Source organism: Maribacter dokdonensis DSW-8 (assembly GCF_001447995.1).
GTDB lineage: Bacteria > Bacteroidota > Bacteroidia > Flavobacteriales > Flavobacteriaceae > Maribacter > Maribacter dokdonensis.
The window spans coordinates 850,773-871,973 of sequence record NZ_LDPE01000002.1 but is presented as its reverse complement, the minus strand read 5'-3'; the positions used below and the strand labels follow the sequence as shown (position 1 = coordinate 871,973).

The 21,201-nt window shown below is 36.2% G+C and carries 23 protein-coding genes; 19 read left to right on the top strand and 4 right to left on the bottom strand.

Going from position 1 to position 21,201, the window contains the following annotated elements:
- The first annotated feature begins 1 nt into the window (after position 1).
- Complete coding sequence (locus I600_RS13350) at positions 2 to 1,486, top strand: cellulose synthase family protein (protein ID WP_058105027.1); 1,485 nt, start codon at positions 2 to 4, stop codon at positions 1,484 to 1,486.
- A gap of 189 nt (positions 1,487 to 1,675) precedes the next feature.
- The gene (locus I600_RS13345; protein ID WP_058105026.1) at positions 1,676 to 2,137 is read left to right on the top strand and encodes a RidA family protein; all 462 of its coding nucleotides are present in this window, start codon (positions 1,676 to 1,678) and stop codon (positions 2,135 to 2,137) included.
- A gap of 31 nt (positions 2,138 to 2,168) precedes the next feature.
- On the opposite strand, the gene I600_RS13340 is transcribed toward I600_RS13345, so the two are convergent.
- Positions 2,169 to 2,840 carry a class I SAM-dependent methyltransferase gene (locus I600_RS13340; RefSeq protein ID WP_058105025.1) on the bottom strand — a complete coding sequence of 224 codons (672 nt, stop codon included), beginning with the start codon at positions 2,838 to 2,840 and terminating at the stop codon, positions 2,169 to 2,171.
- A 166-nt stretch (positions 2,841 to 3,006) separates the two neighbouring features.
- Positions 3,007 to 3,633, bottom strand: a complete 627-nt coding sequence (locus I600_RS13335; protein WP_058105024.1) for a LysE family translocator — start codon at positions 3,631 to 3,633, stop codon at positions 3,007 to 3,009.
- Between the two features lie 99 nt (positions 3,634 to 3,732).
- Between I600_RS13335 and I600_RS13330 the strand changes: the two genes are divergently transcribed.
- Positions 3,733 to 4,611 (top strand): LysR substrate-binding domain-containing protein, encoded by an 879-nt coding sequence (locus I600_RS13330; RefSeq protein WP_058105023.1) that lies wholly within the window; start codon positions 3,733 to 3,735, stop codon positions 4,609 to 4,611.
- 9 nt (positions 4,612 to 4,620) lie between these two features.
- Here the strand turns inward: I600_RS13330 and I600_RS13325 are convergent, their stop codons facing one another.
- The gene (locus I600_RS13325) at positions 4,621 to 4,869 is read right to left on the bottom strand and encodes a DUF983 domain-containing protein (RefSeq protein WP_244745288.1); all 249 of its coding nucleotides are present in this window, start codon (positions 4,867 to 4,869) and stop codon (positions 4,621 to 4,623) included.
- 194 nt (positions 4,870 to 5,063) lie between these two features.
- Between I600_RS13325 and I600_RS13320 the strand changes: the two genes are divergently transcribed.
- The 16 genes from I600_RS13320 (at position 5,064) to argH (ending at position 20,316) form a co-directional block, all read left to right on the top strand.
- Positions 5,064 to 5,939: a helix-turn-helix domain-containing protein gene (locus I600_RS13320; protein WP_058105022.1), complete on the top strand. Its 876-nt coding sequence runs from the start codon at positions 5,064 to 5,066 to the stop codon at positions 5,937 to 5,939.
- A 19-nt stretch (positions 5,940 to 5,958) separates the two neighbouring features.
- Positions 5,959 to 6,363, top strand: coding sequence for a nuclear transport factor 2 family protein (locus I600_RS13315; protein WP_058105136.1), 405 nt, complete (start codon positions 5,959 to 5,961; stop codon positions 6,361 to 6,363).
- Positions 6,356 to 7,138 (top strand): agmatinase, encoded by a 783-nt coding sequence (gene speB, locus I600_RS13310; RefSeq protein WP_058105021.1) that lies wholly within the window; start codon positions 6,356 to 6,358, stop codon positions 7,136 to 7,138. Before I600_RS13315 ends, speB begins: the two co-directional genes overlap by 8 nt.
- Before the next feature lie 80 nt (positions 7,139 to 7,218).
- On the top strand, positions 7,219 to 8,538 hold the full coding sequence (locus I600_RS13305) for a mannosyltransferase (protein ID WP_317038735.1): 1,320 nt from the start codon (positions 7,219 to 7,221) through the stop codon (positions 8,536 to 8,538).
- A gap of 237 nt (positions 8,539 to 8,775) precedes the next feature.
- Entirely contained in the window at positions 8,776 to 9,390 is a 615-nt protein-coding gene (locus I600_RS13300) for a GNAT family N-acetyltransferase (RefSeq protein WP_058105019.1), read from the top strand.
- Between the two features lie 148 nt (positions 9,391 to 9,538).
- The gene (locus I600_RS13295; RefSeq protein ID WP_058105018.1) at positions 9,539 to 10,726 is read left to right on the top strand and encodes an argininosuccinate synthase; all 1,188 of its coding nucleotides are present in this window, start codon (positions 9,539 to 9,541) and stop codon (positions 10,724 to 10,726) included.
- 125 nt (positions 10,727 to 10,851) lie between these two features.
- The gene (argC, locus tag I600_RS13290; protein WP_058105017.1) at positions 10,852 to 11,826 is read left to right on the top strand and encodes an N-acetyl-gamma-glutamyl-phosphate reductase; all 975 of its coding nucleotides are present in this window, start codon (positions 10,852 to 10,854) and stop codon (positions 11,824 to 11,826) included.
- Between the two features lie 133 nt (positions 11,827 to 11,959).
- Positions 11,960 to 12,754, top strand: a complete 795-nt coding sequence (gene proC / locus I600_RS13285; RefSeq protein WP_058105016.1) for a pyrroline-5-carboxylate reductase — start codon at positions 11,960 to 11,962, stop codon at positions 12,752 to 12,754.
- A 48-nt stretch (positions 12,755 to 12,802) separates the two neighbouring features.
- Positions 12,803 to 13,927 (top strand): aspartate aminotransferase family protein, encoded by a 1,125-nt coding sequence (locus I600_RS13280; RefSeq protein WP_058105015.1) that lies wholly within the window; start codon positions 12,803 to 12,805, stop codon positions 13,925 to 13,927.
- Entirely contained in the window at positions 13,924 to 15,120 is a 1,197-nt protein-coding gene (locus I600_RS13275; RefSeq protein WP_058105014.1) for a glutamate-5-semialdehyde dehydrogenase, read from the top strand. Before I600_RS13280 ends, I600_RS13275 begins: the two co-directional genes overlap by 4 nt.
- A 131-nt stretch (positions 15,121 to 15,251) precedes the next feature.
- Positions 15,252 to 16,019, top strand: coding sequence for a glutamate 5-kinase (gene proB / locus I600_RS13270; RefSeq protein WP_058105013.1), 768 nt, complete (start codon positions 15,252 to 15,254; stop codon positions 16,017 to 16,019).
- The gene (locus tag I600_RS13265) at positions 16,016 to 16,957 is read left to right on the top strand and encodes a Rossmann-fold NAD(P)-binding domain-containing protein (RefSeq protein WP_058105012.1); all 942 of its coding nucleotides are present in this window, start codon (positions 16,016 to 16,018) and stop codon (positions 16,955 to 16,957) included. The genes proB and I600_RS13265 overlap by 4 nt, the downstream gene beginning before the upstream one ends.
- Positions 16,947 to 17,129 carry a hypothetical protein gene (locus tag I600_RS13260; RefSeq protein ID WP_058105011.1) on the top strand — a complete coding sequence of 61 codons (183 nt, stop codon included), beginning with the start codon at positions 16,947 to 16,949 and terminating at the stop codon, positions 17,127 to 17,129. The genes I600_RS13265 and I600_RS13260 overlap by 11 nt, the downstream gene beginning before the upstream one ends.
- Entirely contained in the window at positions 17,119 to 17,898 is a 780-nt protein-coding gene (gene argB / locus I600_RS13255; RefSeq protein WP_058105010.1) for an acetylglutamate kinase, read from the top strand. Before I600_RS13260 ends, argB begins: the two co-directional genes overlap by 11 nt.
- A gap of 1 nt (position 17,899) precedes the next feature.
- Positions 17,900 to 18,973 carry a M20 family metallo-hydrolase gene (locus I600_RS13250; protein ID WP_058105009.1) on the top strand — a complete coding sequence of 358 codons (1,074 nt, stop codon included), beginning with the start codon at positions 17,900 to 17,902 and terminating at the stop codon, positions 18,971 to 18,973.
- A 62-nt stretch (positions 18,974 to 19,035) separates the two neighbouring features.
- The gene (gene argH, locus I600_RS13245) at positions 19,036 to 20,316 is read left to right on the top strand and encodes an argininosuccinate lyase (RefSeq protein ID WP_058105008.1); all 1,281 of its coding nucleotides are present in this window, start codon (positions 19,036 to 19,038) and stop codon (positions 20,314 to 20,316) included.
- Here argH and I600_RS13240 read toward each other — a convergent pair.
- Positions 20,309 to 21,196: a YihY/virulence factor BrkB family protein gene (locus I600_RS13240; RefSeq protein ID WP_058105007.1), complete on the bottom strand. Its 888-nt coding sequence runs from the start codon at positions 21,194 to 21,196 to the stop codon at positions 20,309 to 20,311. The genes argH and I600_RS13240 overlap by 8 nt on opposite strands.
- Between the last annotated feature and the right edge of the window lie 5 nt (positions 21,197 to 21,201).

Below are 21,201 nucleotides of genomic sequence, written 5' to 3'. Positions count from 1 at the left end.
TATGGAACTAGCTTTAGCATATTTCATCATCGTAATTTATAGTATTTCTTTACTATTAATTTTCTTTTACAGCTTGGCACAGCTAAATCTGTTGATCAATTATTTATCACAAAAGAGACAGAACCAAACGGCACCAAAATTTAACCTGTTAGACCCAAAAGAAATTCCGTTCGTAACCATACAACTTCCGGTATTTAACGAAGAGTATGTAATGGACAGGCTTTTAGAGAACATCGCAAAAATTGAATACCCAAAAAGTAAATTGGAAATTCAGGTTTTAGATGATTCTACGGATGATACCGTAATAGCTACCGCTGCAAGTATAGCTAAATTACAGGAGACCGGTCTAGATATACAACATATTACAAGAACAGACCGATCTGGTTTTAAGGCAGGTGCCTTAAAAGAAGGATTAAAAATAGCTAAAGGTGAATTCATCGCTATTTTTGATGCAGACTTTTTACCGGCTGCAGACTGGCTTAAAAAAACCGTTATCTATTTTAAAGATGAAGAAATAGGTGTGGTACAGACCCGTTGGGGCCACCTAAACCGAGACTATTCCACTTTAACTAAAATACAGGCGTTTGCTCTTGATGCCCATTTCACATTAGAGCAGGTAGGGCGTAACAGTAAAGGTCACTTCATCAACTTTAACGGTACCGCAGGTATTTGGCGTAAAGAGTGTATTCTTGATGCCGGTAACTGGGAAGGAGATACCCTCACAGAAGATTTGGACCTAAGCTACCGCGCACAGTTAAAAAACTGGAAATTTAAGTATTTAGAAGATGTAGAAACCCCGGCAGAACTACCTGTAGTTATCAGTGCCGCTCGTTCACAACAATTTCGTTGGAACAAAGGTGGGGCAGAGAACTTTAGAAAAACGGTTTGGAGCGTTATTACCGCAAAGAACATTCCATTTAAAACCAAGTTCCATGGAGTTATGCACTTGTTGAACAGTTCCATGTTCTTATGTGTGTTTTTGGTAGCTATATTAAGCATACCATCGCTTTATATTAAAAATACCTATGGTCATTTGGATTGGGTATTCTCTTTGTTAAGCTTGTTCACGATAAGCACCATTATATTGTTTGTCTGTTATTGGTTTACCTATAAGAGTATACAAGGTAGCGGCTTTGATAATTTTGTAGATTATATACGAATTTTCTTTACTTTTTTCTCGGTTGCGCTTGGGTTCTCTTTACATAACACCATTGCCGTACTTGAAGGTCATATGGGTAAAAGAAGTGAATTTGTACGTACTCCAAAATTCAACATTAGCTCATTAAAACAAAGTTGGAAGGGAAACAAATACCTAGCTAAAAAATTATCGCCCAATATGATATTGGAATTTGCATTAATGCTCTACTTCATGTTTGGTATGTACAGCGCCATACCATTAAATGATTTTGGACTGTTTCCATTCCATTTTATGTTATTTCTAGGGTTTGGGTTTGTATTCTTTAAATCTTTGACTTCAAGGGCTTAAAAACACTATAATTGCAATATTTTAAAAAGATAACTCAACTGGGTTATCTTTTTTTATTTTCAAGACATCCTAATGTAACCTGAACGCCAGAAAGACCATTTACACATTTATTTTTTCTACAATAAAGGGGAAAAAAGATTTTCACTTTATATTGTGATCACTATAGAGAATAGCATCAAAATTTAAAACATGGATCCTAAAGAAAATCTCAAAAATCTAGGACTTGAACTTCCTACAATATCAACACCAGGTGGCAATTATGTTTCTGTAAATATTAGAGATAACATAGCTTACATTGCCATTCAATTTCCTATTTTAAATGAAAAGTTCTTATACCAAGGTAGATTAGGGAATGAGATTTCAACCGAACAAGGGTATAAAGCTATGGAACTATGCGCCTTAAATGTATTGGCTCAAGCAGAAAGTAAAATTGGTTTTCATAAAATTATAGGTTTAAATCATTTTGATGCCTACTTTCAGTCAGCAGAAAACTGGGACGAATCGCCAAATGTTGTCAATGGAGCATCTAATTTGTTCGTAAAGGTTTTAAATGAAAAAGGTCAACACTCAAGAGCAATATTTGGAGTACATAAATTACCCAGAAATTTCTGCGTTGGACTAACAGCTACCTTTACCATTAAAACCGAATAAAGACCATGGAGCATAGCATGATAAAAATACATTAACTCAACTTATACGCTGTGGTTACAATGACACCGTGTTGATCAACAACCCTTAACAGCTCTTTTGACTTCACTGTTTTTAAGTTAAAAGGTGACTCCTGTAACTTTATACCGCTTTTCATTTTAAGCCTTGTACCTTGACCCGAAATAATGTCTATGTTGGCAACAAACTTTTTGTTTGGCAAGTGCTCCGTAACAATAACATAGGTGTACTGCATTAACTTACGGGTAATCTGAAGAACTTCGGTATTGGATAAATGTTGTAGTACTTGTCTTAAGATAGCGCAATCTGCAACAGGAAGGTCATCTACCGCAATATCCAAACATTGAAACTCTACGTTCTTTGATTTAAACTTTTTCTTGTTGTACGTAATTAATTCGGGTACTATATCAACGGCAACATAATTCTTGGTATAACTTACCAGTTCTTTACCTATATTAAAATCTCCACATCCTAAATCACACACGGAAATAGGGTTTTCAAATGAAGTTAAAAAAGTAGTTAATGTCTCTATATAAGGTTTTACAATTTCCGGCTTATGAGAACCTTCACCCGAATAAAAATCTTCAGTACCACTACCCCACAGATTCATTTCATACACTTGTTGCATAGCCTTTTTGGTTGGCCAAGGAATCTTATTTGGTTTAATACCCTTTTTATCAGTATTCATAAGCAACAGTGCAAAATTTCGACTTCAAAATAAGGTATAAAAATTTAAAAATCACCACCTAACCTGAGAACATAAAATTAGTTTGCGTACAAATTCCCCTATTCATGGCTTTCAGCAGGTAGTTACCCCAAACTATCAGTGGTGATTATTTAATACTTATAATCGTTTATTTAAAGAAGGCTATTTTAATACCCATTGAAATAAATGCCAAGCCTCCTATTTTATTTAACAGTTTACTTGAACTAGGGTTTTCTTTGATTTGGTTAGAAAAAACACTTGCGAACAAGGTTAAAATAATATACCAAACCACCCCTATAAACGCATAAGTTACACCTAACATTACATACGGCATTGGGTTATGTAGTTGGTTGGCGGATATAAACTGCGGAAAAAAAGCAACAAAGAATAATGCAACTTTAGGATTTAATGAATTAGTCAAAAATCCTGACCAAAAATCACTTTTCACCTTTTGACCATTAGTTGACAATTGCTCTAAACCATCAAAATCGGTTCTTTTTCTATAAGTTGCCACCCCTAAATAAATAAGGTATGCAGCACCCAAATATTTAACTGCGGCAAAGGCAAAAGCTGATTTGGCCAATAATACGGATACTCCCATTGCCGCACACAAAGTATGCGTTAATATGCCCACATTTACTCCTAATGCCGCTTGTATTCCAGATTTTCTTCCTCGTCCCAAAGACTTGTTCAGCACAAAAAAAGTGTCTAAACCAGGTGTCATTATAAACAATAATGCCGATACCATAAAGGTTACAAAGTTTTCTATACCCATAGCTCTATAATTTTAAAAATCCACAAGGCAAAGAAATGACTCTAAAGGTTTATGAAAAATACATATTTGTAGCTTTTTAATGCATAAATTGCATTAATTATGACTACACAGCAAATAAAATATTTTTTAAGCCTTGCCACGGAACTTCATTTTTGGAAAGCTGCAGAAAAATTGTTCATATCTCAATCTACCTTAAGTAGACAAATTCAATCATTGGAAGAAGAAATTGGTTATCAACTATTTAAACGAGATAAACGCAATGTAAAACTCACCGATGCGGGTATTTTCCTTAAGGACAAATGGGCAACTACCATCAATGACCTTGATCATTTTCAAAAACAGGCAAAGAAGATAGACCAAGGCACTTCTGGCCATATTTCCCTTTCTTACCCAGGCTCTATTGCCTTTAGTTATCTACCGCTTTTCTTAAGTAAAATCAACGCTAGCATACCAGATTTAAAACTAGAATTAACTGAGCCTATAGATGAAAACCATGAAAAATTGCTACTCAATTATGATACGGATATTGCTTTTAATAGAGATGCTATAAATAACACTCATATAATGTCGTATAAATTACATACTGAACCTATCTGCCTTGTTGTTTCAGAGAAACATTGGTTGACCAATACAACCTTAAAAGATTTAAAGGTGTTGCAAGATGAAAAATTCATTATTTCTGGCTTACATAGAAACACTTACTTCCCTTCACTATTAAGAAGTCTTTTTCAAAAAAACGGTTTTGAGCCAAAAACTGTTATTGAATCTGATTTTGGAGGTATGATCATTAATCTTGTAGCACAAGGCCTAGGCATTTCTATACTACCGTTATCCTATAAATTCTCAAATGCAATTGGCGTTAGGTTTATAGAGCTAGATGAGACTATTAGCTTATTTATGAACTGGAGAAAAAATGATCCTAATAGAATAACAGAAAGAGTAGTTAAACTTGCCAAAGAAATGACAAACCCTACTTAAATCAATATTTTAAAGTTTGTAGAATAAATGAATCCAAATAGATCTTGATAGCCTAAAATTAAAAGTGCTCAATAGTATAGTTACCAAAGCAATAATAGTAAATACCCGCAACGGAGACAGATCTACAAAATACCAAAACAACACAAGGCTTATTATCATTTGTGCCACAGCCAAGGCATAACTAACGAACATAGCTCCAAAAAAGAAGCCCGTTTCTTTTTCAAATTTAAAATTGCATTCGGAACACCTTTCATTCATTGTCGGCATTTTAAACAAAAGAACATTTCCTTGCCCACTAAAGACCTTACCCTCATTACAATTAGGACATTTGCATTTTACAACATTCAACACTTTACTCATGACCCCCATTTTTATACTGCAAAATTAAGACATAAAATAAAGCTTTCGGTCGTATCATAAGCGCATATATTTGTATTTTTAAGACATTTTATATGAAAATACCCGTTTTACATATTATTCAGTTTTTAAAAAACAAGCCGTTACACAGTCTTTATGTAAACTCTTTTGCAGACCATATTCAAATCAATAAGAATCTTATAAATAAACCTCATAGCCATAATTTTTATTTGTGCGTTATTTTTACCAAAGGCACCGGCACACATGAAATAGATTTTGACACCTACCCAATAGAACCCGGAAAGGTCTTCTTCTTAAAACCTGGGCAAACTCATTTTTGGAAATTTGAATCGCAACCAGAAGGTTATATTTTCTTTCACTCTCAAGAATTCTATGAACTAAAATTTTTGGATCATTCCTTAAATTCTTTTCCTTTTTACTATTCCAACCAAAACCCGCCTTTGCTTCAATTATCTAAAGAGAAACTGATACACCTAACCACTGTTTTTCAAGAACTTTTCACAGAGTACAGAGAAGAAAATTTACTTAGAGAAGCTAAAATCATTAGTCTTATACATTATATATACATAGAACTAACGCGTGCATATACTGCCGACACTATTATAGAAAAATTAGGATCTAACAGCTATGCGAATATACTTGAGCGACTGGAAAAATTAATTAACGCACACTTTTACACCGAAAAATTACCTAAATTCTATGCTGAAAAACTAAGTATTACAACCAAACACTTAAACAGAGTGGTTCAAAAGACCATCAGCAAAACTACAACTACCTTGATCTCTGAGCGCATCATGTTAGAAGCTAAACGTTTGATCGTTCATTCTAATGACAACCTAGCCAATGTTGCGGACACCTTGGGGTATTCTGACTATGCCTATTTTTCAAAATTCTTTAAATCAAATACAGGGATGACCCCAATGGAATTCAGAAAAATATATTTTCATTAAACCACTACAAGATATCATGATGAATTTAGAAACAAACAAAAGGAACGCCATCGCTTTTTACAGAACGGCATATTTAGGAAACCCAAAACTGGCCATAGAAATGTATGTTGGTAAAGAATACATTCAGCATAATCCCGCAGTTGCCAATGGTACGCAAGGTTTTATAGATTATTTTGAACGCATGCAAAAAGAATACCCTGAAAAATCTATTGAATTTGTACGTTGCATTGCAGAAGGAGATTTGGTTGCATTACACACGCACCAAGTATGGCCAGGAAATGATCAATATGTTACAATGGATTTTTTCAGGTTTGATACAAATGGAAAAATATGCGAACATTGGGATGCTATACAGCAAATACCAGAGAAATCTGAAAATCCAAATACTATGTATGAACCCATCAACTTAAAGTATTATGAATAAAATTAATATTCAAGGCATTAATTGGGATGCAAAATCATCTTTTCAAAGAGGTCCTGCAAAAGCACCTGTCCTAATCAGAAAAGCACTGTACAGTGATTCTATGAACTTATGTACGGAGCTTGGAACAACAATAGAAAATGACCTAATAACGGATAATGGTGATTTCAATATTGAAGACTATTTTGATATCGCCACTATTACCCAAAAGAATATTGAAAATGGTGAAAAGTTACTGACCTTGGGTGGCGACCACTCCATAACTTTCCCGATTATTAAGGCGTTTCATGACCATTATCCAAAACTTGACATTCTACATATTGATGCCCATGCAGATCTATACCATGACTATGAAGGCGATCCTTACTCTCACGCTTGTCCTTTTGCCAGAATTATGGAAAACGGCTATGCCGTAAAGTTAGTTCAAGTGGGTATACGTACCTTAAATCCACATCAAGCTTCACAAGCAAAAAAGTTCGATGTTGACGTTCATGAAATGCGTAACCTAGATTTGAACGCCATACCCAATTTTAAAAATCCCTTGTACATTTCTTTAGATATGGATGGTTTTGACCCTGCCTTTGCACCAGGGGTTTCTCATCATGAACCGGGCGGACTCTCTTCTCGTCAAGTTATAGATTTAATTCAGGGTATAGACGCCCAAATTGTGGGTGCCGATATTGTGGAATACAATCCTGATCGAGATTTTAATGATATGACCGCATATTTGGCTGCTAAAATGATGAAAGAGCTTTTAGGAAAATTGATGGTCCATTAAATTAAAAATCAATAAAAAACCATTAAATTGACCTGTTACTAAATTGAAAACCCCTAATGCCAACTAGCTTTAAAAACTTTTTGAAACTCCATAAAGTTTCCCTCACCTTAGCGGTATTAAGTTTTGTATTCTACTATACGTTTGCCTATCATTTACCTAGAACAGATTTCATAAAACTGCTTACCCTATTTGTTGCCCTATTCTTTTTCTGTTTTAAGCTGATACAATTTGAAAAACACAACTTTAGGTTTTTACTGGGCATAGGCATCATTTTTAGACTGGTATTTTTATTTGCAGAACCTAATCTTTCACAAGATTTTTATAGATTCATTTGGGACGGACATTTAGTAGCCAATGGCAATAACCCCTATCTAAACACTCCAGATGAGTTAATACAAAACATAGTATCAATAATACCGAATGCCAAAGAGCTGTACGACGGTATGGGTAGTTTAAGCGCAAGGCACTACAGTAATTACCCCCCTTTAAATCAACTTATTTTTGCCTTGGCCACTATTCTTGGCGGCAAGAGTCTTTTAGGATCATTATTCGCTATGCGTTCAATTATTATTCTGGCAGATATAGGTATTTTCTATTTTGGCAGAAGGTTATTAAAAAACCTTAATCGATCTCCGCATCTAATATTCTGGTATTTCATTAATCCGCTTGTAATAGTTGAACTCACCGGAAATCTTCATTTTGAAGGGGTCATGTTATTTTTCTTTATTCTATCGATGTTTTTATTGTCAATTGATAAATGGAAAACCGCCGCAATGGTTATTGCCTGCTCCATCTCCATAAAATTAGTACCTCTTTTATTCCTTCCTATTTTTCTAAAATATTTGGGTTGGAAAAAAAGCATTGTTTTCTATAGCATTATCGGCATAACGTCCATAGCTCTTTTTCTGCCTTTTAACACGCCAGAATTTATAGACAACTATAGTAGAACCCTTAAACTTTGGTTCTCTAATTTTGAATTTAACTCGAGCCTCTATAACCTTGCCAAAAAAACAGCCGTTCATTTTGACGCAAAACCTTGGGAGTTCATTAAAGAATACGGTAAAATCACCCCACTAATAACTGTTATTACTGTAGGGTTATTTACATTTTTTCCCAAGAAATACGACTTAAACAGGGTACTTTGGTCAATGATGTGGGTTTTGACCATTTATTATTTCATATCTACCACAATACACCCTTGGTATATTATATTTTTAGTGCTACTATCTATTTTTACTACATATAGATATGCCATTATTTGGTCTGCCGCCGTAGTACTTAGTTATTATGCATATTCCCAAGCAGATTTCAAAGAAAGCCTTTGGCTTTTAGGCATTGAATATATTTCAGTATTTGCCTATTTGACTTATGAAATTGTTGCACATCGTAACAAAAAGTAAACTTTTTGTAAAAATTATGTCATGCGGGATGTCAAATAAATATAATTTGTACATTTACCCCGTAATGAACGAAATAAACTACTTTTTATATAGCACCGTGAGCCCAGTGGCTCTAGCGCGCCCGTTCACATCTCGCCGTCGTCGCCCGTAAGGGTAAGATATATTTATGGAATTAGGTGAGTCCATTTCCGCACAACAAATCAAATTTATTTTTTACACTTTTAAATCTAACTGGCAATGAACTTAATTGTTGCTAACGAATCACATTTTAAATACGCTCAGGATATCTGCGATACCATAGCTGAATCTGCCAAAGTACGCGGTACCGGCATAGCAAAACGAACCCCAGAGTATATTCAAAGAAAACTTTCTAACGGTAATGCCATACTTGCATTGGACGGAGATAAATTTGCGGGTTTCTGCTATATAGAAGTATGGGGACACGAGAAATTTGTAGCAAATTCCGGACTTATAGTACACCCAGATTATAGAGGGCAAGGTCTAGCTAAAAGTATTAAAGCCAAAATCTTTGAATTAAGCAGGGAGAAATTTCCCGATGCCAAAATATTTGGAATCACCACAGGTTTAGCAGTGATGAAAATCAACTACGAACTAGGCTATAAACCTGTTACATTTTCCGAACTTACAGATGACCCTGAGTTTTGGAAAGGCTGCCAAACTTGTAAAAATTTTGACATCCTTACGAGAACTGAACAAAAAATGTGTCTCTGTACCGGTATGTTATATGACCCTACCACAAAGAAAAAAACTGAGAACACTAAAGAAATGAACGGTAAGGCATTTACAAGATTAAAAAGTATAAAAGAGAGTTTGTTTCTGAAAAAGAAATAAGAGAATAGAAGTTATGGAGCTTAAAATGACTTTTACCAATTACAGATTTAAGGATCAAAGTCCTATTTATTTCTTCTAACCTCTCAACTCAAAACCTATAGAACCAAAATAAATAATTATCCGGCTTGCCGGAATTGAACATCATACAATGAAAAAATTAGTACTAGCATACAGCGGCGGATTGGATACTTCTTATTGCGCCAAGCATTTATCAAAAGACAAAGGATTTGAAGTTCATGCAGTAAGCGTGAACACAGGAGGTTTCTCTATTGAGGAAATAAAGGAAATTGAGAAGAAAGCTATTGAACTGGGCGCTTCTTCTTATACCTCTATAGATGCCGTACAGACCTTTTATGATAAAGTAGTAAAGTATCTTATTTTTGGTAATGTACTTAAAAACAATACCTACCCACTTTCCGTAAGTGCAGAAAGAATTGTACAGGCGATTGAAATTGTAAACTACGCTAAAAAGATAGGCGCTGGTTATATTGCCCACGGTAGCACAGGCGCGGGTAACGACCAAGTACGTTTTGATATGATTTTCCAGATCATTGCCCCAGAAATTGAAATCATCACGCCTATTAGAGATAACAAATTAGCTAGGGAAGAAGAGATCGCATACTTAAAAGAAAACGGTGTAGATTATCCTTGGGAAAAAGCAAAATACTCTATTAATAGAGGACTTTGGGGTACTTCTGTTGGTGGCGAAGAGACATTAACTTCAGAAAAGCCCTTACCAGATAACGCCTACCCAAGCCAATTACAGGAAAAGAACCCTACAGAGGTAAAACTTACTTTTGAAAATGGCGAATTGGTTGCTATTGATGGTGCAAAAGACAACCCAGTTGCAAATATTGAAAAACTAGAGGCTTTGGCATCTAAATATGCCATTGGAAGGGATATTCACGTTGGCGATACTATTATAGGTACCAAAGGCAGAGTTGGGTTTGAGGCTCCTGCTTCTTTAATTATCATAAAAGCACACCACTTATTAGAGAAACATACACTTACAAAGTGGCAACAATATCAAAAGGAACAACAAGGCAATTTCTATGGTATGTTATTGCATGAAGGTAATTATCTAGATGCCGTAATGAGAAATATTGAAACATTTTTGACCGATACTCAAAAAACAGTTTCTGGTGATGTTTTTGTAGGCTTGTACCCTTTTCAGTTTAGATTACACGGTATTTCTTCCGAACATGATTTAATGACCGATGCTTTTGGTAAATATGGCGAAGTAAATAAAGGCTGGACCGCAGATGATGCTAAAGGATTCATTAAGATTCTATCGAATTCAGGAAAAATATATAACCATGTTAATGGGGATAAATAGTTATTTGGAGTTAGGAAAAATAGTATTAAGTAATGAGTACAAAGTATTAAGTAAAATTAAAAGTGTTGTTCAAGTACTTCGTACTTAATACTTATTACTTGATACTCTTTACACAAAATAAAATTATGATTAAAGCAGGTATTATTGGCGGTTCTGGTTATACGGGTGGGGAGCTTGTTCGTATTCTATTAAATCACCCAGCAACTGAAATCGATTTTGTATTCAGTACTACTAGAGCAGGAAAAAAGGTGACAACGGCTCATCCAGATCTATTGGGAGTTACCGATATAGCGTTTACGGGTAATGTAAATCTAGATGTAAACGTTGTTTTTCTATGTTTAGGCCATGGTAATTCTACCGCATTTTTAAACGAGCATCATTTTTCAAAAGATACCGTTATTATAGATCTGAGCAATGATTTTAGATTGCACACCGATGCCAATTTCAATGGTAAGGAGTTTGTGTATGGTTTACCAGAATTATTCAAATCTGAAATTGAAAATGCAAAATATATAGCTAATCCTGGTTGTTTTGCAACTGCTATCCAATTGGCATTGCTACCCTTGGCAAAAGCGGGGTTGTTGGACAATGAAGTACATATAAATGCTGTAACCGGTAGTACAGGTGCGGGTGTTAGTCCGTCTGCAACTTCTCACTTTTCATGGAGAAATAATAACGTTAGCTGGTACAAACCTTTTACGCATCAGCATTTAGGGGAAATCAACGAGAGCTTACATTCATTTCAAAAAGATACTGGCAATCTGTATTTTATGCCAAATAGAGGGAATTTTACCCGTGGTATTTTGGCAACTTCCTATACCAAATTTGAGGGTAGTTTAGAGGATGCTAAAAAAATCTTTCAGGAATTTTATAATGATGCGGTGTTCACCCAAATATCAGATGAGCCCATCAATTTAAAACAAGTGGTAAATACAAATCAATGTCACATCCACTTACATAAACATGAAGATGTGTTGTTGATCACCTCTGCCATAGATAACTTATTAAAAGGTGCGTCTGGGCAAGCAGTGCAGAACATGAACTTAATTTTCGGTTTGGAAGAAAACCTAGGACTTAATTTAAAAGCCGGGGTCTTCTAAATGATTTGATGGACTATTGAAAAACATAAGATTGAAATAAAATTAATGGGGACTAATTTTAAGTAGTGATATGAAATTTACGGTTTACTTCATACTTTTTACTTAGCACCTTTTACTTAATACTACACCAAACATGAAAACAGCCATTATAGGTACAGGTAATTTAGGACTTTCTATTGCTAAAGGCATATTGAACAGTAATGGTGCTACCAGTATGTACCTTACCAAAAGGGATACCACAGCTATAGCAGAATTTGAGAAATATGATAAGGTTACCGTTACAAATGACAATAGAATAGCCGTTGAAAATTCAGATATTTTAATTTTTGCCGTCCAGCCTATTCATTTTGCCGCCATTCTAGAAAGTATAAAAGATCTATTGACGGATAAGCATGTAATCATCTCAACTATTACCGGATTTAGCATCGAAAAAATAGAAGCGGTAATTGGTGAAGACAACTTTATCATAAGAAGTATGCCCAATACGGCTATATCCGTGGGTAAATCCATGACCTGTATCTGTAGCAACGAAAAAGGCAAAAAAAGGGTTGAATTGGCAAAAGCCATTTTTAATAGAATGGGACATTCTATGGAAATCCCCGAAGGTCAAATGCAGGCTGCAACCGTAATCTGTGCAAGTGGTGTAGCTTTTTGGATGCGCTTAATACGTGCCACTACCCAAGGAGCCATACAACTTGGTTTTGATGCCAAAGAGGCTCAAGAACTTGCCATGCATACGTGTAACGGTGCCGCAAGCCTTTTAATAGAATCCGGCAATCATCCTGAAGAAGAAATTGACCGTGTTACCACGCCTATGGGTTGTACCATAACAGGTTTAAATGAAATGGAACACCAAGGTTTAAGCTCATCATTGATACGCGGAATTATTTCCTCTTACGACAAGATTACCGAATTCAAAAACAAGTAAACAAGCTACCCAACCCATTCATTATTTTGAACTTGAAACTTTTCAACTATGAAATTATTTGACGTTTACCCTTTATATAATGTAACCCCGGTTTCCGCAAAAGGCATTGTAGTAACTGATGACCAAGGACAGGATTATTTGGATTTCTACGGCGGGCATGCCGTTATTTCCATTGGCCATACGCACCCACATTATGTAAAGCGTTTAAAAGACCAATTGGATAATATTGGGTTTTATAGCAATGCGGTACAAAACCCTTTACAGGTAGATTTGGCCAACAAATTAGGTGAAGCATCCAATTGTGAAGATTACAATCTATTCATGTGCAACTCTGGCGCAGAGGCAAATGAAAACGCATTGAAAATGGCTTCTTTTGTAACCGGAAAATCAAAGGTAATTGCCTTTAACAACGGTTTTCATGGACGTACTTCTGCTGCGGTAGCAACAACGGATAATCCATCTATTAATGCTGAAATTAACCTGCAACATGAAGTTGTTTTTCTTGACCTAAACGATAGTAAGGGTTTTGAAAGGGAAATATCAAAGAATGTTTGTGCCGTTATCATTGAATCTATTCAAGGCGTTGGTGGTTTAGATGAACCTACGACCGAATTCTTACAAAAAGTTGCTTTGTTATGTAAAGAGAATGATGCATTGTTAATTGCAGATGAAGTACAAAGCGGATTTGGCAGAAGCGGAAAATTCTTTGCATTTCAACATCATAACATTCAACCGGACATCATTAGTATTGCTAAGGGAATGGGCAACGGTTTTCCGGTAGGTGGTATTCTTATTCACGAAAGTATAAAGGCAAAATACGGAATGTTGGGCACCACTTTTGGTGGCAATCATTTGGCTTGCGCAGCCACCATGGCGGTTTTAGAAGTAATTGAAAAAGAAAACCTAATTCACAATGCTAAAGCATTAGGCGAATATTTCAACGAAAAGGCAAAAGAAATTCCGCAGGTAAAACGGGTAAAAGGAAAAGGCTTAATGTTAGGCCTTGAATTTGATTTTCAGGTTGCCGATCTCCGTAAAAAATTAATTCACGAACATTTTCTTTTTACAGGTGGCGCAAAAGATAAAACAGTGCTAAGAATTTTACCTGCCCTGAATATTACAAAACAAGATTTAGACGTGTTTTTTACAGCTCTTAAAAAAGCCCTATCATGAAGACAACCCTAAGCATATCTAAAAGGAATGCCGTACTTAAGCGTATGGCCGAATTGGTGCAGCAAGAAGAATCAATTCTAATATCTGCCAATGAAAAAGATTTAAATTCTTTTGAATCAGGCGATATTGCAATGGTTGATCGCTTAAAGGTAAACAAGACCAAGGTGACAGAAATGATTTCTTCCTTGAAAAAATTAGCTGCCTTGCCAGACCCTTTGCATGTAGAACGTTTTCAATTTACCCATGAAAATGGTTTAGAGATCAGCAACAAAACCGCACCTTTCGGTACGATCATGATTATTTATGAATCTAGGCCAGATGTTACCATTGAAGCTGCGGGCATCGCATTTAAATCAGGTAATAAAATATTGCTAAAGGGGGGCAAAGAGTCTTTAAACTCCAATTTGGTTCTAGTAAACCTATGGCACAAAGCTTTGGAGTCTTGCGATTGTGCTACGGACTGGGTAACCTACCTAAATTATTCCAGAACAGAAACTCAGCAGTTTTTAGAAAAACCAACACAAAAACTAGACTTAATTGTACCTAGAGGTGGCGAAAAACTGATCGCTTTTGTTAAGCAACATGCACAGTGCCCGGTAATAGTAAGCGGTAGAGGAAATAACTTTGTATATGTTTCGCACGAGGCAGATTTGCAAATGGCACTGGATGTTATCGTCAATGCAAAGACCACAAAAATTTCCGCTTGCAATGCCGTTGACAAAGTTATCATTTCAAGAGATTTACCACGCAAGGCAGAATTTTTAAGTCATTTGGTCAAGACCCTTAAAAAACACAATGTTGAAATTTTGACCGATGCCAAATTAGCCGGATTAGATGGCACCTCTCAAATGGAAAATGAATCTGTTTGGTTTGAAGAGTTTTTGGATTATAAAATTGTACTAGGGCAAGTGCCAGATGTAGATGAAGCCGTACAGCTCATCAATACCTATGGAGGCGGCCACTCCGCTTCTATCATCACTAAAAATGAAGAGGAAGCAGATGTTTTCATGCAATCTGTGGATACCGCTGCGGTATACCATAATGCATCTACCCGCTTTACGGATGGCGGGCAGTTTGGACTTGGAGGAGAACTAGCCATTAGTACGGATAAATTACATCAACGCGGCCCTATAGGTTTACAGCATCTAGTAACCAATAAGTGGTACGTAAAAGGAAATGGACAGGTAAGGTAGGTGATTGTGATTGGTTGTTCGTTGTTCGTTGTTCGTTGTTCGTTGTTCGTAAAATAAATAATAAGAGTGTCGGGTTGAGCGCAATAGAAACCTGAAAAAGGGCTAATAGTTAAGACTAAAAGCAAAGAAGCATGTTGAAAAAGAGAATTTTATTGAAATTAGGTTCCAATACCTTAACCAAAGACACTGATCATATTTCCCGAGGAAAAATTGAGGATATTGGTCGGCAAATTGCCGCTCTAAAAGATAAGTTCGAATTTATTATTGTGAGTTCCGGTGCCATTGCCGCAGCAAGGCAGTTTGTTAAGCTGGAACATAATGGAGAAGAAATTAATGTAAAGCAGGCATTGGCATCTATTGGTCAGCCTCATCTAATGCGCATTTTTCAAGAAAATTTTAGGGAGCTTGGGCTCTTTACATCACAATGTTTGTTATCCTATTCCGATTTTGAAAATGAGCAAACTAGAGCGAATATTAAAAACACCATTAATGTTCTTGTTGCCAACAACTTCATTCCTATCATTAATGAAAATGATACCGTTGCTACTGATGAGATCAAATTTGGTGATAATGATAAATTGGCCGGTTTAACCGCATCGCTTTTATCTGCTGACATTCTTATCATTGCTACAAATACAGATGGTATTTATACAAAATCCTCTTTAACGACTTCCACACCAAAAACAATAGAAGCCGTTTCAGACCTGACCAAATTGCTCAAAGAAATAGGGGAATCCAAATCTACCCACGGTACCGGTGGTATGCAGTCAAAAATTGATGCCGCCACCATTGCACAAAAAGCAGGTATTGAAACCTGGATCACCAATGGGCTGAACGATAACTTTATTGTTGATGCCATTGAAAATAAAAGCACATTTACAAAAATAACATCATCATGAATTACCTTTCAATAAACGATATAGACGTTTTATCCAACTGGGTAAAAGAAGCCATAACACTTAAAAAACAACCTAAAAAATTTAAGGAATTAGGTAAAGACAAAACTATTGGGTTGTTATTCTTTAACAACTCGCTTCGTACACGTTTAAGTACCCAAAAAGCAGCAATGAATTTGGGTATGGAAGTTATTGTAATGAATTTTGGTAGCGAAGGTTGGGCTTTGGAATATGCCGATGGTACCATTATGGACCAAGGAACTTCTGAACATATTAAAGAGGCCGCCCAAGTAATTTCGCAGTATTGCGATATCATTGCCATCCGTGCCTTTGCCGGTTTGGTAGATAAGGAACTAGATGAAGCGGAAGAGGTGCTCAACGGTTTTAAAACATATGCTACGGTACCTATCGTAAATATGGAAAGCTCTGTGGGGCACCCATTACAAGCATTAACCGATGCCATTACTTTAGAGGAACACAATTTTAAAAACAACCCTAAGGTTGTTCTTTCTTGGGCGCCGCACCCAAGGGCTCTACCACATGCCGTTGCCAATTCATTTGTACAAATGATGCAAAAGCAACATGCCGATTTTGTGATTACGCATCCTGAAGGTTATGAACTGGACCCTAACATCACAAAAGATTGTACCATTGAGCACAACCAAGAGAAGGCTTTAGAAAATGCCGATTTTGTTTATGTAAAGAACTGGAGTAGCTATACCGATTATGGTCAAATAAAATCGCAGGACCCAAACTGGCAAATGACACTTAAGAAATTAGGCAAGGCAAAATTTATGCACTGTCTTCCTGTACGTAGAAATGTTGTTGTTGCCGATGAAGTTTTGGATAGTGACCAGTCTTTGGTTATAGAACAGGCAAATAACAGAACCTACGCAGCACAATTGGTGTTAAAGAAAATACTGGAGAGCAATGAAAATTAATAAGTGGATCTATATTGGTATTGCGCTATTCGCCCTCATCCTTTTTGTAATGAATATGGTAGATATTGACCATAGCACCGCTCATTGGAAAGCCTATATGGGTCCGGTCAGTAATATTATTCTAATAATCGCCATGGTACTCATGTTCAAATTTGCAGATTATGAAAAATAAATTAAGTGTTGTAAAAATTGGTGGTAATGTCATAGAAGACGAAAACGCCCTAGACGTTTTTCTCACTGCCTTTTCTAAACTTGAAGGCTTAAAAATTTTGGTTCATGGCGGTGGAAAATTAGCCACTCAATTAGCAACCAAACTTGGTATTGAGTCTAAAATGATAGAAGGCAGGCGTATTACCGATGCCGAAACCGTTGATATTATAACCATGGTGTATGGTGGTTTGGCAAACAAGAAAATTGTTGCACAACTACAAGCTAAAAACACCAACGCAATTGGATTAAGCGGTGCTGACGGTGATAGCATACAGGCTCATAAACGTCCTGTCAAAGAAATTGATTACGGATTTGTAGGCGATATTGATGGTGTAAACGCTGCATTATTATCCAAGCTTTTAGCGGCAGATTTAACACCCATTTTCTGTGCCTTATCGCACGATGGTGCCGGACAGTTATTGAACACCAATGCAGATACGATTGCCTCTGAAATTGCAATAGGCATGGCACTTACCTTTGAAACTACGTTGTATTATTGTTTTGAGAAAAAAGGGGTTTTAATGGATATTGCCGATGAAAACAGCGTAGTTAAAGACATTAATACCAATACCTATAAATCACTTTTATCCGATAGTATCATTGCTGACGGAATGTTGCCAAAACTTCATAATTGCTTTCATGCCCTAAACCACAACGTAGCTAAAGTATGCCTGGGCGATGTTACCATGTTAGATAAAAACACAGAACTGTTCACGACAATAAAACTTTAAGATGAACCAAACAGAACTTACAGAAAGTGCAATTGCATTACTGAAGCAACTCATATCAATAGAATCTTTTTCTAAAGAAGAAGATAAAACAGCCGATGCAATACAGGCTTGGCTGGCAAAATATGACATACCTACGGAAAGAGACCTCAACAATATTATTGCTAAAAATAAATATTGGGACGACTCAAAACCTACATTATTACTGAATTCGCACCACGATACGGTAAAACCAAATACGGCATACACCAAAGATCCTTTTTTGCCCCACATTGAAGATGGTAAGTTGTTTGGCCTTGGTAGTAATGATGCTGGCGGACCGTTGGTTTCCCTTTTGGCTACTTATGTAAACTATTACAATGCAGAAGACCTTAATCATAATATTTTAATGGTCGCCTCTGCAGAAGAGGAGAATGCCGGTGAAAATAGCTTGCGCGGTTTATTGCCAAAACTTCCACATATAGATGTAGCCATTGTTGGTGAACCTACTTTGATGCAACTTGCTATTGCTGAAAAAGGATTGGTGGTTTTTGATGCTGTTGTTAAAGGTACTCCATCGCACGCCGCACATCCAAACAATGATAATTCCATTTACAACTCCATTAAAGTTCTGGAATGGTTCAAGAATTATTCTTTCGAAAAATCTTCTGAAGCCTTGGGCGATGTAAAAATGACGGTTACCCAAATAAATGCTGGCAAACAACATAATGTGGTACCGGCACAAGTAGATTTAGTAGTAGATGTACGTGTAAACGATGCATATAGCAATAAAGAAATTGCAGATTTATTAAAGAAGGATGCGCCATGCGAATTAAAGGAGCGATCTTTGCGTTTAAATTCATCTAAAATAGATAAAGACCATCCGTTGGTGCAATCTGGTATTGCCTTGGGCAGAACTACATATGGATCACCTACATTATCTGATCAAGCAGCGTTAAGTTGCCAATCGTTAAAATTAGGACCTGGGGACAGCACACGCTCCCACTCTGCCAACGAATTCATCTATGTACATGAAATTGAAGAAGGTATAGATTTATATATTAAATTATTAAAAGGCTTCCTTTCAATCAACAATTAACAATAACCAATTACCAATAAGCATTGTTCATTGCTTAATTGATAATTGATAACTGACAACATATGAAACTCTGGGATAAAGGATTTAGCACCGATAAAAAAATTGATCACTTTACAGTTGGCAACGATAGAGAATTGGATTTACACTTAGCAAAATACGACGTTATTGCATCTAAGGCACATGCGAAAATGCTGGGTAAAATAGGATTGATTTCCCCCAAGGAAACCGCTGAACTTGTAAAAGAACTTGATAATATTGCCGCGCGAATAGAAAAAGGCACATTTTCTATAGAAAATTCTTTTGAAGACATGCATTCTAAAATTGAATACATGCTGACACTAAGTCTAGGAGATACCGGTAAAAAAATACATACTGCACGTTCTAGAAACGACCAAGTTCTTGTAGCCATGCATTTATACCTAAAAGATGAATTGACAGAAATAAAGGCGATGACCAAATCGCTTTTCAACCTTCTTTTGGTAAAAGCACAAGAGCATAAGGATGTAATGCTACCAGGTTACACACACTTACAGATTGCCATGCCATCTTCTTTTGGGCTATGGTTTTCCGCCTATGCAGAAAGCTTAATAGATGACCTTTATTTTATTGAAGCGGCCTACAAAGTTGCAGATCAAAATCCGTTAGGAAGTGCTGCCGGTTACGGTAGTTCATTTGCTATAGACCGTAGTTTTACCACCAAAGAAATGGGTTTTGAAACCATGAAATATAATGTGGTTGCAGCACAAATGAGTAGAGGAAAAGCTGAAAAAGCTACCGCTTTTGGTATTGCCAACATTGCAGCTACCCTATCTAAAATGGCCATGGATATTTGCTTGTATATGAGTCAGAATTTCGATTTCATTTCTTTTCCAGATGAGCTTACCACGGGTTCCAGTATTATGCCACACAAGAAAAATCCCGATGTGTTTGAGTTGGTACGTGGCAAATGCAACAAACTACAGTCTATTCCTAATCAATTGACATTGGTCATCAATAATCTACCTAGTGGTTACCACAGAGATTTGCAATTGGTGAAAGAAATTATTGTTCCGGCAATTCAAGATATGAAGGCTTGTTTAGAGATTTTAACTTTTAGCCTAAAGGAAATCAGAGTGAACGATAGTATTCTAGACGACCCAAAATATGATTATTTGTTTAGTGTAGATACATTAAATGAGTTGGTACAAAGCGGTATGCCGTTTAGAGATGCTTACAAGAAAATGGGTATGGAAATCAACGCAGGTACTTTTACACCTAAAAGAGATATTCATCATACACATGAAGGAAGTTTAGGTAATTTATGCTTGAAAGAGATTCATGACAAAATGAAAAAACTTAATTAATTTTCACATACTTATCAGAATAAATCTTGGTAAACTGTGCTCCAAAAGTGACTATTAAACTAGAGTAGGACACCCAAAGCATGACCAAAATTATACTCCCGGCCGCCCCATAGGTAGAGCCGGGTTCCGCTTTTCCAAAATAGAATGCCAAAGCATATTTACCAAGTAAAAATAATACGGCAGTAAGCGCGGCACCTACTTTAACCGCTTTCCAACGAACATGAGTACTGGGCAAGTACTTGAACATAGCCCCAAATAATAAATAAATAAAACCAAGTGATAATATTAGATCCAGTACGAATCCAAGTTCTAACATACCATCTGGCAAAAGTCTGGAGAGCTGCGTTGAAAATGCCGATAATAGAGAAGTCAATACAAAACTAACCAATAATAAAAAGCCAATAATAATTATAAAACCAAAACCTTTTAAACGCATAAACAATGTAGAAATAAACTCATTTGTGTATTTAGGTTTTGCCTCCCAAATTTCATTCAATGCATTTTGTAGCTGATAAAATACTCCCGTAGCACCATAAATTAACACACCGATCCCTAAAAGGGTAGCAATCAATGAAGTTTGCTGACTACCTTGATCCTTGATCATCTCTTGAATAGATTGTGCGGTTTCTGGTCCCATGGCAGAAGAAATTTCAGCGAACAATTCTCCCTGAACAATCTCCTTGCCCCAAATACCACCAACTAATTCCAATATTAAAATAAGCAGACCTGGCAATGACAATATTGCATAATATGCTATAATAGCACTAATCTGAAATGGCTCCTTTTCCATCCAAGCATGATACGTTCTCACTAATAACTTAGGGAGATGGGTTAGTTTAAATTTGGAATTCTGTCTATTAATCTTTTCTACCTGTGCCATACGTA

Bases quoted from the DNA above. Each gene is read 5' to 3' on its own strand.
- I600_RS13260 (WP_058105011.1), top strand. From the start codon at position 16,947: ATGAAAATTAATAAGTGGATCTATATTGGTATTGCGCTATTCGCCCTC.
- I600_RS13295 (WP_058105018.1), top strand. From the start codon at position 9,539: ATGAAAAAATTAGTACTAGCATACAGCGGCGGATTGGATACTTCTTAT.
- I600_RS13345 (WP_058105026.1), top strand. From the start codon at position 1,676: ATGGATCCTAAAGAAAATCTCAAAAATCTAGGACTTGAACTTCCTACA.
- I600_RS13315 (WP_058105136.1), top strand. From the start codon at position 5,959: ATGAATTTAGAAACAAACAAAAGGAACGCCATCGCTTTTTACAGAACG.
- proC (WP_058105016.1), top strand. From the start codon at position 11,960: ATGAAAACAGCCATTATAGGTACAGGTAATTTAGGACTTTCTATTGCT.
- proB (WP_058105013.1), top strand. From the start codon at position 15,252: ATGTTGAAAAAGAGAATTTTATTGAAATTAGGTTCCAATACCTTAACC.
- I600_RS13240 (WP_058105007.1), bottom strand. From the start codon at position 21,196: ATGGCACAGGTAGAAAAGATTAATAGACAGAATTCCAAATTTAAACTA.
- I600_RS13250 (WP_058105009.1), top strand. From the start codon at position 17,900: ATGAACCAAACAGAACTTACAGAAAGTGCAATTGCATTACTGAAGCAA.
- argH (WP_058105008.1), top strand. From the start codon at position 19,036: ATGAAACTCTGGGATAAAGGATTTAGCACCGATAAAAAAATTGATCAC.
- argC (WP_058105017.1), top strand. From the start codon at position 10,852: ATGATTAAAGCAGGTATTATTGGCGGTTCTGGTTATACGGGTGGGGAG.
- I600_RS13300 (WP_058105019.1), top strand. From the start codon at position 8,776: ATGAACTTAATTGTTGCTAACGAATCACATTTTAAATACGCTCAGGAT.
- I600_RS13275 (WP_058105014.1), top strand. From the start codon at position 13,924: ATGAAGACAACCCTAAGCATATCTAAAAGGAATGCCGTACTTAAGCGT.
- speB (WP_058105021.1), top strand. From the start codon at position 6,356: ATGAATAAAATTAATATTCAAGGCATTAATTGGGATGCAAAATCATCT.
- I600_RS13340 (WP_058105025.1), bottom strand. From the start codon at position 2,840: ATGAATACTGATAAAAAGGGTATTAAACCAAATAAGATTCCTTGGCCA.
- I600_RS13330 (WP_058105023.1), top strand. From the start codon at position 3,733: ATGACTACACAGCAAATAAAATATTTTTTAAGCCTTGCCACGGAACTT.
- I600_RS13325 (WP_244745288.1), bottom strand. From the start codon at position 4,869: ATGAATGAAAGGTGTTCCGAATGCAATTTTAAATTTGAAAAAGAAACG.
- I600_RS13350 (WP_058105027.1), top strand. From the start codon at position 2: ATGGAACTAGCTTTAGCATATTTCATCATCGTAATTTATAGTATTTCT.
- I600_RS13320 (WP_058105022.1), top strand. From the start codon at position 5,064: ATGAAAATACCCGTTTTACATATTATTCAGTTTTTAAAAAACAAGCCG.
- I600_RS13265 (WP_058105012.1), top strand. From the start codon at position 16,016: ATGAATTACCTTTCAATAAACGATATAGACGTTTTATCCAACTGGGTA.
- I600_RS13280 (WP_058105015.1), top strand. From the start codon at position 12,803: ATGAAATTATTTGACGTTTACCCTTTATATAATGTAACCCCGGTTTCC.
- I600_RS13335 (WP_058105024.1), bottom strand. From the start codon at position 3,633: ATGGGTATAGAAAACTTTGTAACCTTTATGGTATCGGCATTATTGTTT.
- argB (WP_058105010.1), top strand. From the start codon at position 17,119: ATGAAAAATAAATTAAGTGTTGTAAAAATTGGTGGTAATGTCATAGAA.